This window comes from Aliivibrio finisterrensis (assembly GCF_008933155.1).
Classification (GTDB): Bacteria; Pseudomonadota; Gammaproteobacteria; order Enterobacterales; family Vibrionaceae; genus Aliivibrio; species Aliivibrio finisterrensis.
Genome location: NZ_WBVP01000003.1, coordinates 183744 through 198272, shown reverse-complemented (window position 1 = coordinate 198272; position 14529 = coordinate 183744). Strand labels below are relative to the sequence as shown.

At 39.6% G+C, this 14529-nt stretch carries 14 protein-coding genes; 2 read left to right on the top strand and 12 right to left on the bottom strand.

What is annotated here, in order from left to right; all coding sequences use genetic code 11:
- Positions 1 to 2: 2 nt before the first annotated feature.
- The 4 genes from F8B77_RS04145 to F8B77_RS04130 are packed head-to-tail and all read right to left on the bottom strand — an operon-like array spanning position 3 to position 3383.
- On the bottom strand, positions 3 to 800 hold the full coding sequence (locus F8B77_RS04145; protein ID WP_151653977.1) for an outer membrane lipoprotein-sorting protein: 798 nt from the start codon (positions 798 to 800) through the stop codon (positions 3 to 5).
- A complete protein-coding gene (locus tag F8B77_RS04140; RefSeq protein ID WP_151653975.1) occupies positions 793 to 2061 on the bottom strand; it encodes an ABC transporter permease in 1269 nt (422 codons plus the stop codon). Before F8B77_RS04140 ends, F8B77_RS04145 begins: the two co-directional genes overlap by 8 nt.
- Positions 2049 to 2732 (bottom strand): ABC transporter ATP-binding protein, encoded by a 684-nt coding sequence (locus tag F8B77_RS04135; protein ID WP_151654130.1) that lies wholly within the window; start codon positions 2730 to 2732, stop codon positions 2049 to 2051. Before F8B77_RS04135 ends, F8B77_RS04140 begins: the two co-directional genes overlap by 13 nt.
- Before the next feature lie 9 nt (positions 2733 to 2741).
- Positions 2742 to 3383, bottom strand: coding sequence for a hypothetical protein (locus F8B77_RS04130; protein ID WP_151653973.1), 642 nt, complete (start codon positions 3381 to 3383; stop codon positions 2742 to 2744).
- A gap of 184 nt (positions 3384 to 3567) precedes the next feature.
- Here F8B77_RS04130 and F8B77_RS04125 point away from each other — a divergent pair, with 184 nt between their 5' ends.
- Positions 3568 to 4062, top strand: a complete 495-nt coding sequence (locus F8B77_RS04125; protein WP_065640075.1) for a GNAT family N-acetyltransferase — start codon at positions 3568 to 3570, stop codon at positions 4060 to 4062.
- 75 nt (positions 4063 to 4137) lie between these two features.
- On the opposite strand, the gene F8B77_RS04120 is transcribed toward F8B77_RS04125, so the two are convergent.
- The 6 genes from F8B77_RS04120 to F8B77_RS04095 form a co-directional block, all read right to left on the bottom strand.
- Positions 4138 to 4407, bottom strand: a complete 270-nt coding sequence (locus F8B77_RS04120; RefSeq protein ID WP_005423103.1) for a DksA/TraR family C4-type zinc finger protein — start codon at positions 4405 to 4407, stop codon at positions 4138 to 4140.
- A gap of 182 nt (positions 4408 to 4589) precedes the next feature.
- On the bottom strand, positions 4590 to 5594 hold the full coding sequence (locus F8B77_RS04115) for a glycosyl transferase family protein (protein WP_151653971.1): 1005 nt from the start codon (positions 5592 to 5594) through the stop codon (positions 4590 to 4592).
- A gap of 123 nt (positions 5595 to 5717) precedes the next feature.
- Positions 5718 to 8174 (bottom strand): VolA/Pla-1 family phospholipase, encoded by a 2457-nt coding sequence (locus F8B77_RS04110; RefSeq protein WP_151653963.1) that lies wholly within the window; start codon positions 8172 to 8174, stop codon positions 5718 to 5720.
- A 14-nt stretch (positions 8175 to 8188) separates the two neighbouring features.
- A complete protein-coding gene (locus F8B77_RS04105) occupies positions 8189 to 9448 on the bottom strand; it encodes an outer membrane protein transport protein (RefSeq protein ID WP_151653961.1) in 1260 nt (419 codons plus the stop codon).
- Between the two features lie 424 nt (positions 9449 to 9872).
- Entirely contained in the window at positions 9873 to 10880 is a 1008-nt protein-coding gene (locus tag F8B77_RS04100; RefSeq protein ID WP_151653959.1) for a DUF2955 domain-containing protein, read from the bottom strand.
- A gap of 13 nt (positions 10881 to 10893) precedes the next feature.
- On the bottom strand, positions 10894 to 11961 hold the full coding sequence (locus F8B77_RS04095; protein ID WP_151653957.1) for an HlyD family secretion protein: 1068 nt from the start codon (positions 11959 to 11961) through the stop codon (positions 10894 to 10896).
- Positions 11962 to 12076: 115 nt separating this feature from the next.
- Here F8B77_RS04095 and F8B77_RS04090 point away from each other — a divergent pair, with 115 nt between their 5' ends.
- Positions 12077 to 12958, top strand: a complete 882-nt coding sequence (locus F8B77_RS04090; protein WP_151653955.1) for a LysR family transcriptional regulator — start codon at positions 12077 to 12079, stop codon at positions 12956 to 12958.
- 74 nt (positions 12959 to 13032) lie between these two features.
- Here the strand turns inward: F8B77_RS04090 and bioD are convergent, their stop codons facing one another.
- Positions 13033 to 13713: a dethiobiotin synthase gene (bioD, locus tag F8B77_RS04085; RefSeq protein WP_151653953.1), complete on the bottom strand. Its 681-nt coding sequence runs from the start codon at positions 13711 to 13713 to the stop codon at positions 13033 to 13035.
- The gene (gene bioC, locus F8B77_RS04080; protein WP_151653951.1) at positions 13706 to 14527 is read right to left on the bottom strand and encodes a malonyl-ACP O-methyltransferase BioC; all 822 of its coding nucleotides are present in this window, start codon (positions 14525 to 14527) and stop codon (positions 13706 to 13708) included. The genes bioD and bioC overlap by 8 nt, the downstream gene beginning before the upstream one ends.
- Positions 14528 to 14529: the final 2 nt, after the last annotated feature.

Genomic DNA, 14529 nt, shown 5'->3' with positions numbered 1-14529 from the left:
GATCACAAATCCAACTGTTTGGTGCGTGACAGATAAGCAGGGTTATAATATTTATCGGCAATCTCTGTTGGTGTAATTTCTTTATATTCAATCACCGTTTTTTGATTGGTTTGAATTTGATCATTTAACACCATTGAAATCACTTTGGTTTCGCCTTCTCTTATCCCTTTAATAAACCACGCTTCTTTGGCCATTTTTCCTGACCGCAAATACAAATCGGCTTTAATCGGAAAACCCGTTCCTTGCTCTAACCATAAATCGATAGTGAAATAACTCGCGCCTTTTGTTGTCGCTTTTAGTTTAATCTTCTCAGTTTGAATCGCTTGACCATCGGTTAGCTCGAACGTTGTCGATTCGACCCACTCACCTTGATAATCCTCACTCCACGTTAACGTTGAAATGTCACCCACTGAGGCTTCACCGAGTAACTTTTGCATCGGTGTAATGCGGATTGGGCGGCGACTTTTCGGCATGAGTAACCAATAGTTATCCCCTAGCATCAACATCTTTTGTCCGGCTTCCACTTGAGAATTAAACAACACCAAGGATTCTCTATTTTCTCGTGTGTATACCGTGTATTGGCGAGTTTTATCTAGCTCGTCATTTTTGTATAGCTTAACCTCAGAAACCACTTTTGCTGAACTTTCACCTAAGCGAAAATCATCGGCCTTTTTCACCAGTTGTTTCACTTGAGCCTCAGTTAGACTGTTCGTGTTATCCATATGTTGCGTTGTTGCGGTTGCGGTCGATTGAAAGCCAACAAGCACAAACAGAATAAATAAGTGAGATAATTTAGACATAAATAAGCGCCTCCGTAATGGGTTTTTTCACGCCTTTTTTGGCCGATAAGTACGCTGCCAGTAAACAAATACACACAACACCAACGCCTGCATAAGCCACTAATTCAAATGAGAAATAAATATTCAGTGGGTACCCATCCGTTCTTCCCGGTGGTGGTGGCATCTGCACATCAACCACCAACAGCAGTATTGTCGTTAAGGCTGTTATTACTGCACCAAGAACCACTCCTATCACTGCAAGTAAGCCAGCTTCTCGTAAGAATGAGTGAATGATCTCGTTAGGATAGCTGCCTAATGCGGATAAAGTGCCGATCTCACGCGTTCTTTCTGTTACGGACATAGTCATGGTATTAAATAACGCTACAAATACGACTAGCCCCATCACAAAGCCCATCACACCAAAGATAAGATCATATAAATCTTTCACTTTGTTGTAGAAAAATGCGCGCTCTTGCCATGGCGTGATTTCAATGTCGTAATCAAGTGGCATTGTTTCTAACTCTTGAGCTAATCGTCGATGTAACTCGGCAGTTTTTTCAGTATCAAATAAAAAAACCAATAAGGTGCTTACTTTCTCTGATAACAGTAACTCTTGTGCAGAATCGATATGAATATAAAGCTGACGTTTATCTAACTCGGGAACCCCCGTTGAATAGGTGCCATGCACTTTAAAATCAAACGCATTAAGTGCCCCTTCGCTGGTGGTTGCCAGTAAAGTTACCCAATCACCCACACTGACGTTGAGGTTTCTCGCTAAATCGACCCCAAGCATGATTTCAGGCTCCATGACATCGTATCGACTTGAGGTAATGTCGGTTAACGTTTTTCCTGATCTCATGTCTAAAAATGGGCCTTTCATATCGAACTCTCGATCGTTCACCCCAGTTCCCATGAAAATCGTCGATTTTACGCCATTAGAAATTAGCCCAGTAAAATCAATGCGAGGTTGTATGCCTCTTACTTCATCGTATTTCATCATGGTGCGAATTAATTCTGATGTATCAGATAATCCATTACTTAATGGCATCTCTTCATCGCTTTCAAAGTAACCCGGTTGGCTTAATGTAAGATGGCCCGTATCTCTTGCTGTCGATTCTTTCAATGAGTCATAAGTATATAAACCAAACCCACCCGCACTGGTTAATGCAAATACGGCAATCGTAATAATTAAGATAGAAAGTGCGCTACGACGGCCGTTTCGCAATAAATTCAACCACGCTAAACGCAGAGAATAAGGTAATAGTGAGATTAACTTGCCCATGACACGGCCTCCTTGCTGATGGTTCCATCCAATAAGTTAATGCACGTATCGCAATGTTGCGCCATTCGATAATCATGCGTTGCAACAATAAAGGTGGTGCCAATTTCCTTCCCGAGCGCTTTCATAATATCAATCACGGTCTCTGCTGTTTGGCTATCTAGACTGGCTGTTGGCTCATCAGCAATAACCAAACTTGGCTTATGGACTAAGGCGCGAGCAATGGCGACACGTTGCTGTTGTCCACCAGAAAGGTTATCCGGTCGATGGTGAATAAAATCGCCTAGCCCCACTTTTTCTAGCATCTCAGTGGCTAAAATCGTTTGATCTTTACTGCTGTATCCATTTAACACTAATGGGTATGCTACGTTCTCTAATGCGGTCATCACGGGGACTAAATTAAAACGCTGAAACACAAAGCCCAGTTGGTGACGTCGTAACTTAGCGGCTTCAATAGGGTCTTTAGGATAGAACTCACCATCCATTTTTATTTCTCCCTGATAATCCATATCAAGTAAACCTAAGATATTTAATAAGGTACTTTTACCTGAACCTGACGGCCCGCATAACGCCACCATGCTGCCTTTTATGATAAAACCATCTACTTTTTTTAATGCTTCTACGCGCTGAGAGCCAAGCTGATAGGTTTTTTCTATTCCTTGAAAACTGATCATCATTATCTCCTAATTACTTGCGGTAATAAGTGATTGGGCATTTAGGGATTCTGGATGAGTTTTATCTTGTTTTAGCATCACGGCGAGCCATTGATTGGCTTGTGCTGGGTCTTCTGCTCTAAGTGCCGCTTGAACAGCGTACCCGTATATCCAAGCCGTCGCTTCATAAGGCTGTTGTTGGAATGTTGGCTCTGAAAGTAGAGCTAAATAGAGATCATAACCACGCTCAAAGTGATTAAACATATCAGGAAGTTGTGAATAGGTTGCCGCCGCTAGCGCACGAGTGAGATAAGACTCAGGCAAACCTGAAACTATCGGCTGTTCTTCAATTGGTGCACTTTCTGTCTCGAGTAAATTTAATCCTTTCCCTATTTTCGCTAGTCCTTGCTCAACGTATTTCACTGCGGTCCATGGCATCATGGCATCTCGGCCTTTTAGGGTTTCTGCACTTCCTAAATAGACAAGTGTCAGTGGTGTTGCTCCATCTGTTTGAATCAATTCCTCAAAACGCTCATAAGCCGACTCGACAAGATCTTCATTTCCAGCCGCAGCTTGGTTATATACAGAAATGTCTTCATCGGTTAACGCCGCTTGAGTAGAAAACGTCATTACACTTATTAATAAACTTACCGTTGCTGTTATTCGTTTCATCTGTCTGTCCTTAATTACATGATCCTGTTTGATGTTCACAGATTAACTAAGACAAAAACAAAAAACGTTGAATGCGACGAACGGTAAATAGAGAGGATGAATGGTAATAATGAGTTTAAATACTTGTCATCGATACCTATTCTGGTTAAGTTTAATGCTTACTAATTAAACAAGGATGCGTGTAATGGAAATAGTGATTCGCCGAACAGAAGTAAAAGACATTGATGGGTTGTGTGAATTATACAGCCAACCTCAAGCTCAGGCGCAAACTCTCCAGCTTCCTATTCCATCACGTGCACTCTGGGAAAAACGACTCTCAGCAATACCTGATAATGTTTACAGCTATGTCGCTCTTATTGATGGGAAAATTGTCGGTAATATTGGCTTTGAACAAGTAACACGCCCAAGAACCCAACATGTTGCGCACTTTGGTATGGGGGTTCACGATGCCTATCACGGTCGTGGTGTTGGAAGTAAATTATTAGAAACGGTGTTAGATCTTGCTGACAATTGGCTCAATGTGAGACGCATTGAAATTGATGCGTTTGTCGACAATCACGCCGCCCTAAGGTTATATAAAAAATTCGGGTTTGTTATTGAAGGAGAAGCTATTGATTCTGCGTTTAGAAATGGTGAATTCATTAACACCTATTATTTGGCTCGCATTAATCGTAACTAACCTCTCCTTTCTTTAGTAGCAAAACTTAATTAAACGTGGCGGACTGTTTCTAAATATTAGAAGCAATCGCCATACTTAACGTAATTGACTGTCTTTACTTGCCCTGCGGTTATAAGCACTGAATGCTTTTTCACGTGCATCTTCTTTTGCCTGACACTCAACACACAACTCTACACCTGGTATTATGTTTCGTCGTGCTTCTGGAATTAATTCCCCACACTCTAAACAATAGTTTGTATCATTGTGCTCATGATGAAGATGCGAGCGAGCACGGTTAATTGCATCAATTACGGTGGCATCTATTTGTTCTTGGACGCCACCATCTCTTGTAAATCCATTAGCCATAATGGTCTCCAGTTAATGAAATAACGACTAGGAGAGCATTATCTATTATTAACGGTATTTTGATAATAGCGCTAAATGTGAATTACTATTACATTTGTGTAATAAACAAATTAAGGGGATATAAAAAAAGCCGCAAAATTAACTTACGGCTTTCATTCATAGCTAGAACATTAAATGTGTAGTTAAGCGATAGTTTTTACGTACTCTTCCCAATATTGAGTAGCAACCTTAATCGCCTCTGCTCTTGGGTAGTTTTCTGCTCGTTTATTTGCCCATAATACATTAGCAACATTAAAAACAACGGTGTTCGCCATTAGCTGTAATTGTTCTGATTTAGTACCTAACAAACAAGATTGAGGGGCTGGTAAATCTTCAATTAATGCTTCTTCCCAATACAGCTCTTCACATACCCCTTTTGATGCACACCATAGAGACTGGCTAACTTTAGGGTTAAATTCAGATTCTCCCCCCATGCCTTTAAAGCACAGTGCTAATTCAGAGCAGTCATCAGTTGCTTGTTGTAAGCGAGATTCTGCTTCACCATGCAGTTGTGGTAAGCCAGGGTGGAAGCTGCCACGTAATGAAATAGGCGCAGATGCTGGGTTTAACATGCGTGCACAGGTATTCGCAGGGGTACGTAAACCGTATTCATGTTGCCATAACAGCATGGTTTCTACTTGCGGTGCATAAACCGATAGAGGCAAATAAGCGATATTGCCTTCATCTAGTGCTTTTTGTGTCTCTGCAATACTTGTGCAACTTGGAATATTTAGCTTATCAATCACTTGAGATACGTGCTCTCGGGTACTGCCTAATTGCAAATGTCCGTGAATAAGCACTCTAAAGCCTTTGTTCGCAAGAATTTGTGCTGCGTATAACTGCCATGATGGACCTTGAACCTGACGCTTACCGGCAAAACACGCCCAATCAATATCAACGTTAAGCTCTTTTAGCTCTGGCGTTTGTTCGTTACGAATAAATTCACGGATAGCCGTGGTAAATCCGCTGATCTCCTCAACCGTTTCATTCTGAACTCGGATAAGCATCATCAGCATTGCCATTTTGTCACTAGAGACTTCACCGGCAAGATATTCTTTCATTACTTGATACGCTTGTTCAAACGTCAATGGTTTACGGCTACGTTCACCACGCCCTACGGTTCTAATGCATTCTATAATTGAGCTCATGACTGTCCTTAATAACTTATTCTTAATACTTTAATTCATACCATTAAAGCACAAAACGCAGAGGGATTTCGAGCCCACTCTGCGTTTATCATTACGATAGGTTAAAGTTCTAGCGTATTAATATTACTCAAGAACAGTACTATTAGTTACGCTATCTAATTTATTATCAATAAGGAAGTCTCCCAATTGCGTTTGCATTTCCATATGATGATTGTAGTCTTCCTGTGGATTTGCAGTGCTTTGTGGAGCAATGAATGTTGAATGCTGTGCTACATCATTAAATTTAGCAAAATCAGACACGCCTGTTGGAGTATTTGATGATGCTGTCAGTGCATTCAAACCAAGCTTTTTAGCAAGAGGCTCAGTTCCTGCAAAAGGAGCAGTTCCAATTATTGGGTCATTAATAACATCATTAGGAACCGTAGCATCACTGTTTGCTTGACTCATATAAACAGGTAACACTAAACCGCTATCATTTAATAAATCTGAAGCATTAGTAAATGGGTCAATCGTATCTAATACTGTTTGTCCTGCATAGGCAAACTGATTAAACAAGGTAGCTAATACCATTCCTTGATCAGGGTTTGTCGTTAAATAACTTCCTAAACACATTGCCGCATCATAGTTATTAGTTTGACATACATCTGATGCATAAGCGGCGTATTTAGCATCACCACTAATTGCAACAGTATGTTTAATAGTCGAACCAAAAGACTCAGAACCTAATAACAAGGTAGCGATTTGTCCACCAGCATTTTCAAATGCAGCTGACGAGAATTTATAGATTGCATCGCCAGCAACATCACCAATGGTTTTATTCGCTTGTGCGACAGCTGAAACCCCTGTGATCCCACCTAATGAGTGTCCTACAAATCTAGGATTTGTTACTGTTGTATTCGCAGCAGTCGCTAGCTCTGTAGGATTAAAAATACCTAAACCTTGAGAGACAGATAATGACGCACGTAACCCCATAATATCAAGGATACTTTGTCTCACATTATCACGAGCGACAGGTAAATTTGATAGGTTTAAATAAGCTAATAAATTTACATTTGCTGAACGTTCATTCAAAATACCATCCAAGCTACGAGTACCGTGTAATGGTAAATCAATACCAATAACAGCAACACCTTGATTCACTAAATTAGCAGCAAAGTGATAAGCATTTTCTTTCGCACTTGTAATCCCATGTTGATAAATCACAATTGGCATAGTACCTGCCGTTGGTAATGTTTTTGGTGTAAATAACAAGAACTCAACAGCATGTAGATCTTTAATTTTCGGGACTGGAGCGTAACGAGTTATCACTCTTTCTTCATCTAAAACAGAACCATCAGCCTTAGTTAAATCAACGCCAATTAATTTCAATTGCTCTGCTGGATCTGTTGCTAATAAGCTTGGATCAATGTTTGCAGCCATAAGTTGTTGCACTATAGTCGCCGCATCGACTTCACTGCTTAACGCTGACGAAACCTTTGCCAAACTTGGCATAGCAGATTCAAAAGGTTGTGAATTCCACTCAGCTTGGTTTGTCTCTAAATAATAAGGCAGCTGTACAAAACCTTGAGTAACATTCACTGTTCCATTATATGGACTTGATTGATATTGGGCTAATAGAAAGTCTTTATTGGATTGACCAAAGAAAGTGGTGTAATCATCATCTTCTGTTAAAGCAACAACATAATCTTTCGCAGTTCCAAATGACATAGTGTATGCAGCAGCTAAATCTACATTATTTGGATTTGCACTGCCTTTCCATACAAGAGAAAGATCTTTAGCACCAATACCAGCCGCTGATGCAGCTTTAGTGCTATAAATACTTGCCCCTACAGACTGAGTAGAAAACCACGTCGAGTAAATAATACTTTCATGATTTAAATTAATAGCACCCTCTGCATTTGCACCTGCAAATATTTGCTCTACACCTTGAGTAACTTGCTGAGCTTGTGCAAGACTTCCTTTAGTATATGTCGTCGTTTTTGATTTTAATGCGGCGTAACTTGATGACATACCTACAGGATCATTATCGACATCTGTTAACTCATTTGATAATGCTAAAATATATTCACTTCCCGAATCTAAAGAGTCTCTAAATGAGATAGTAAATGAATCAGTCATTGCACTTGAATAGATATCAAAATCAGTTCCTGCTACCAGAATTTTCTTAATTCCCGGAGCCTCTGCTGATGTTAATGATTTATCTATTTTAATAATATAAACACCTGATTTTGGATTCCCATCAGCCAAACCAACCCCTTCAAATTCCATAATGATTGGCATACTTGTTGACCAACCATCGACAGTATTCATTGCTGCATAAGGGTTTGTTAAATCATTATTTCCATCCGTTGGTAAGCCTAATGTACCATCCGTAGCATCCATTAAAGCAAAACTAGGGATAGGAACAGAGATGTTTTTTCCACTTAAATTAAACTTTATGTTTGTATCTTGCGCCAAAGAATCTTGAATGTAATCTTCGTACTGAGGTGTTGTTGATGCACCTGAGCTGTTTGTATCGTCACCACACCCTGCAAGCAGAATAGCTGAAGTGATTAGTGATATTTTAAAAATATTGTTCATTGTTAGCTCCCCGCTTAATTAAAGGTATAGTTCAATTGAATAGCAGAAATATAAGCAATCGCATCAGAAGTGAATTCGAGGTCTTCAGCTAAAGCGTTAGTTTCTGTAAACGAACCATCTTTACTTTGTACAATGGCAAAACCAGCATCAATGCTTAAGTCAGGAGAGATTAAATAGGTTAAACCTGCGCTATACCAGTAGCGGGCACTATCAGGAATGCTTAATGTTGCTTCACCAGCTTGCTCATCATAGGCAAGGCCTGCTCTTAATGTCCACTCACTATTAACTTGATAAGTTGCACCAAAAGAATATCGATTATTATCTTCATAATGCTCTGGTTTATATAAACAAACGCCGCCAGTACAATCATCACTAGTTGCTTTCAATTCTGTAAAAGAATCCCATCCTGTGCGCTGCCAACCGTAATGAACAGCCCATTCATCATTCAATTGGTGAAAAGCAGACAGCTCAATAATTGAAGGTAAGGTAATTTGCAAACGGCCATCTACAGTTGGAGCATTTGCAATTCCTGAGTTATAACTTGTAAATTTACCTTCATCAAAATCAAGATCGACTTCTGAGCGATAACCAAAACCAAAACGGTTATTTTCATCAAGCTCGTAGAGTGCACCAATATTCCAACCGTATGAAATCGTTTCTCCTGTCATCCCAATTAATTTATTAGATGGATTTGGGTTTGCTGATATAAACTGGCTTAAACCACCTTCATGTCGAGTCAACTCAGCCTCAGCATAAACAAGGTTAATCCCACCACCAATGCTAAATTTCTCATTAATGCGGTAAGCTATATTAGGATTAATATTTACTGAAACAAGAGAAGTATCTCCAGCTAAATCTCCTGCATAAATATCATCAGGGTAGTCAGTAGCAACACCGTAGGTCGTAAAAATACCAATGCCCCAACTCCATTTATCATTAATTGGGCTAATATAATAAGTTGCCGGTACAACTTGCATTGGCGCAACATCATTAGATGATTGACTTTGCCCACCAGAGCCCGGAACATTATGCTGAGTAACATTCACCTCAGGATCAACAATAGAAATAACACCAGAGAACTGGGCTGTATCAAATAATGTCATTGCTGCTGGGTTTCTAGCAAGAACACTGGCGTTATCAGCTACAGCACCTTCACCAGAAAAGGAACGTCCTAATCCTGAAGCTGAATGTTCTGCAACTTGAAAACCTGCGGCTTGGATATTACATGCAAACAGAATCGAAACCGTTAACAGCGAGCGTTGTATTATTCTCATCCTTGACCCTCCTTGGATATCAAACATTATTATTATTAAATAAACACTATATTTCTTTGCATTTAGACAAAATACCATTAATGTAAATGAAATGTTAATCAAATATATAACAAACCGTCAAATAATGAACGGATCATTTTTCGAGGGCGCATAGTAAATGTTTATAAAACATATTGAAATTAATAATTTAGAACGTGATAGAGGTAAGACCAGAGATGTTATATGAAAGTATTGTGAATTCATCTAGGAAGGCGTTTAAATTGCTCATCAACTAGAAGGATTTTACATTAATTCGCACAGAAAGTTAACGCGTTGTCTTTAACTGATAGTAACTGCACCTCTACCGTCTACTTGATGGTAGAGATGGGGCGCAGTAATTACATAATTTAATCTATAGACTGCTCAGATATTATAGCAATTGCCCTTACTCCATGCTTTGAGGGTAACTAAAATGTTTTTTTATAAGTCGATAGCAAAGCCAAATTAATAAACTGGTGATAATAACAGCAATAATAATAGAAGATACTCGATATAAAATAGCAAAAAATGCATCTTTTTGACCGGGGATCACGCCTGTAATTGGAATGGTTAAGGCCGCCATTGCTGAGAATCCAACTCCCTTCATGATTGGGTTTTCACTGGCTAACCATTTACAGAAATAGCCTGAGGCAATTGCAAAACTTAGAATGTATAAAATTGGATTATCATACAGATCATAAAGTATCAATTGCATCGCCATCGCAGCTAAACAGCCTAAGATAGTCCCTACGATACGAATTCGAGCCATCATCAATGAGCCAACGAGTGTCATTGGAGAGAGCATGATAAGCATTGAAGCTTGGGCTGATAATGAATCATTTAATGTTCCGATTTCAAATATCAAAAATACGATCATGGCAACCATCCAGCCCAATGCCGTTTGTTCTAGCATCTCTCGTGGATCTTTGCTCTGCCCTTCTACTTTTAAAATCGGTGCATTACTGTCAATAGGATCAGGAAACAGATAGAAAGCTAAAGCGCAAATAGGGATCACCATAATGGCTGCAACCCACGCCCCGACAATAAAGTTTTCTAAATCAAATGTCACATACGACCCAAAATTCAATAAAATTGAACCGACTAATAAGCCAGTGTAGCCGAATAAGTAACTCGCTTTATAGTGCATTGCGTGGCATTTAAATAGCAGCATAATGCCAACAGCTACGGTCATCAATAGTGGATATGGTTGTAAAAAACCGACAATTAATACCACTTGAATACTCACCCAAACGACACTGACAACCAACTGGATGAACATTCCCCAATTCCAACGATTCAGATTAGATAAAATAAACAGTGGTAGTAGAGTTCCGAACATGCCGTTTGACCAACCAAATACCGTACACATTGCAAAGCCTAGAACACAACCAAACCATATCCGTAATGCTTTCATATCAACATTCCAACTAGTATATGTAGTGTAAATAGCTGATCATGGTAATTAAGCTATGACCAATGTAATCAATGACTTTATTGCCTGACGTATAAATAATAACGGTTGCTCGCGAGCCAACAAATAATCGTGGTGAAATAACCTCTTCGCTAATTAAATTCACTCGTACCCGTTGGGCATCACGAACCCAACGGTTACTCACTTCTACCATGCTCAATTGGCCATTGGCTTTTTGCTGGGCAGAAGCAACCCCATAATCGCGGCTCTCTACCAATAATGGAAACACTTCACCCGGCAGTGCATCATAAGCCACTTCAGCATACATTCCTTTATTCATCTCTGAGGTCGCTTTCTCACGATAATCTGCAGAGATCCACAGTGAATCGGTTGGAATAAACGTCAGTAATGGCTGATTAGCATTGGCAAACAAACCGACATGCAACTGCATATTGGTAATTATCCCCTCACTTTGCGCTATTACTTGAGTATTTTCTAAATTCAGCAACGCTTGTTTTAAGGCATTTTTTGCAGAAAGTACGGCACTACTTTGGCCATCTCCTTTACCCAGTTTAACTTCCAATGCGTGTAACTTTTGCTTTGAAGCCATAAAATTGGCAGCGGCTTGGTCACGCTTAGTTACAGCAGAATCTAAGCCTGATGCAGAGACAGCCCCTGATTTTGCTAATCGCTTAATACGGTGATATTCACGGTTCGCATTATCTGCCGTTACTTGAGTCGTTTTAACATTTGAACGTGCCGCTTCAATATCCGCCACTAATGACGCTTCTTGCTCTCTTGCTTGAGCTAATCCAATTTCGGCTTTTTGAACGGCCAATTGATATTTTTCATCATCAATCTTAAACAGTAACTCGCCCTGCTTAACTAATTGGTTATTTGTGTGATTAACTTCAACTACTCGACCAGACACTTCTGGTGATATTTGAACCACAAAGCCTTGCACCTTACTTTGGGTCGTTAACGGCGTTAATCTATCTGCCATCACTAAATAAGCAGTAACGATAAGAAATAATACGATTAGGATACGCATCCATTGTTTGAATTTTTGCTCTGCAGCTTGCATAGAAGTTCTCAATAAAGTCAAAATTGCTGTGATCTAGTTTTCATTATAGTGCGTGATTTTATTTCGAATAGATGACAAAATAGCTCGTATATGACCTAATAACAGGACAATAGAGATGAACAACCATCCAGATAGCTCCGTTTCCTTTGATGATATTTACCTATTTGTTCTTATCGTTAGGCATAAGGGCATTAGCTCTGCTGCACAATTTGCAGGATTACAGCGTTCAAAAGTCAGCCGTCGACTGCAAGAATTAGAAAAAGCCCTTGGCCATCAATTACTCATCAGAACGACAAGAGCGATTGAATTAACCCAGCAAGGGAAATGGCTATATGAGCAAACCTCTAATCCAATCAATATCTTAGTGGATGCGAGTCGATTAATGAGAGAGCATCACTTAACACCAAGAGGCAGATTAAAGGTGGCTATCCCACCAGCCCTTGGAATGACCGAGATTTTCTCCCAGTTAATTGAACAGTATATGAAGGAGTATGCAGAGGTTAAATTAGAGATTGAGCATCATGTTCAATCGTTAGATCTTCGCCGTGAAAATGTTGATCTACAAATTCTACCTAGCTACATCGAACCATTGCATGATGACTATATTCAGCAACGCTTAATTCAAATTCCTTATAGTATGGTTGCTTCTCCAGAGTATTTAACACTAAATGGACACCCTGGTAATGTGGCTCAGTTAAATGACTTTCATCTGCTTGCTAGCCGTTATAATAAAAGCTTGCTCCCTCAAGGGCTTGATTATCAATTATTTAGCGATGATCTGAATCTGCTTCAACGATTAGCACTTTCAGGTAAAGGCATTGCCCTTCTGCCTTCGATCTTAATTGAAGATAAAATCAAAAATGGTCAACTCGTTGAGGTCTTACCAAGAACCTCTTTTACTGATTTGACCATTACTTTGGTTTACCCAACACCCAGTTATTTAGCTGAGAAAACGCGGGCGATGGTGACCTTATTTAGAGAAACGTTTTCTAATTAACGTCAATAAAAAAGCCAACATCATGAAAGATATTGGCTTTGTTGTCTCTTAACTATTTTTTGTAACTATAGAATTTAAGCTTCTAACACATCTAAATTAATGTACTTACCCATATTTTTACGCTTAACACTTGGCATGTATGGAATTTCGCCTAATTTTGGCGCTGGCATTTTATCTTCTAACATCTTGATAATTTCAGCGTAATTTTCAGTGCCTGGGTTTACTCGGTTCGCAACCCACCCAATGATCTCTAAACCATCATGTTGAATCGCTTCTGCCGTTAACATTGCATGACTTAAACAGCCCAATTTAATGCCTACCACTAATACTACTGGCAATTTCTCTTGTTTCACCCAAGTTGATAGACAATCATCTTTAGAAACAGGGACACGCCAACCACCAGCGCCCTCAACTAATACTACGTCTGACTTAGCTTTTAATGCCGCTAAGCCTTGTGAAAGAACAGAATAGTCAATCACAACACTCTCAGCTTCTGCCGCGATGTGTGGCGATGCAGGCAATAGTAATGCATAAGGGTTTACTTCTTCGTAACTTAATTCAACATTGGCTACAGAGCGTAAATGGATTGCATCAGAGTTTTGAACGCCTTCACCTTTGTCTTCAGATCCTGCTGCTACAGGTTTATATGCGGCTGTATTTAGCCCTTTCATATTTAATGCATCTAAAATCGCTTTAGAAGAAACGGTTTTACCTACATCGGTATCTGTACCTGCAACAAAAAATGCATCAATCATTACTTATAACTCCAAAGCCTACCTGATAAGTAGCAGGTAACTTATTAAATTCGTTCTTAAAAATTTGATACGCTTCTTCTACTGCTAATAGCTTTTCTTTACTCAATAAACCTGAGTGGCGACCATTAGGTAAATGCGTTGCTCCAATTCCTTTTAAATCTTTCATTAAAGCAAGAGCAGAAGAATACGTCATCTCAACTGGCGTGCAGTCTAGTGTAAACTTGTTACATTCAGATTGCGCTAACGCAAGATTTACCATAGATGGCGTAATAAAATCGTTAACATGTTGATATAAATCAACCTTTGACCACGCATTTTTCAACTCAAACAGTGAGCCATCTAACAAAGTTGAAAATACAACCTTGCTTTTAGTATGAGTAACTCGATTCATTTCAGCCAGAGGAACGGATAAATCCTGACACCATTGCAACGCTAAACTTGAAATAACCGCGTCAAATTCACTATTAATAAACGGTAAATGCTCAGCATCCCCTTGAACGTAACAAATATTAAGTTCACCACAACGTTCTTTAGCTTTATCTAACATCGATTGAGACAGATCAAACGCCACAACCTTTGCACCACGCTTCAACAACTGTCCACTGCAATAGCCCGTTCCGCAGCCGACATCTAATATACGCTGCCCTGACAGATCTTGAGGTAAATAAGATAATAAAGTATCCGCCACCTGACGTTGAAATTCAGCCGAGCGATCATACGTATTTGCCGCCTTACTAAACGCGGCTTGAATGGCTTGTTTCTCTTGGCTTGGTGTCCAATGCGAGGTTTCTATGGCGACAGCTTGATTAACCATAA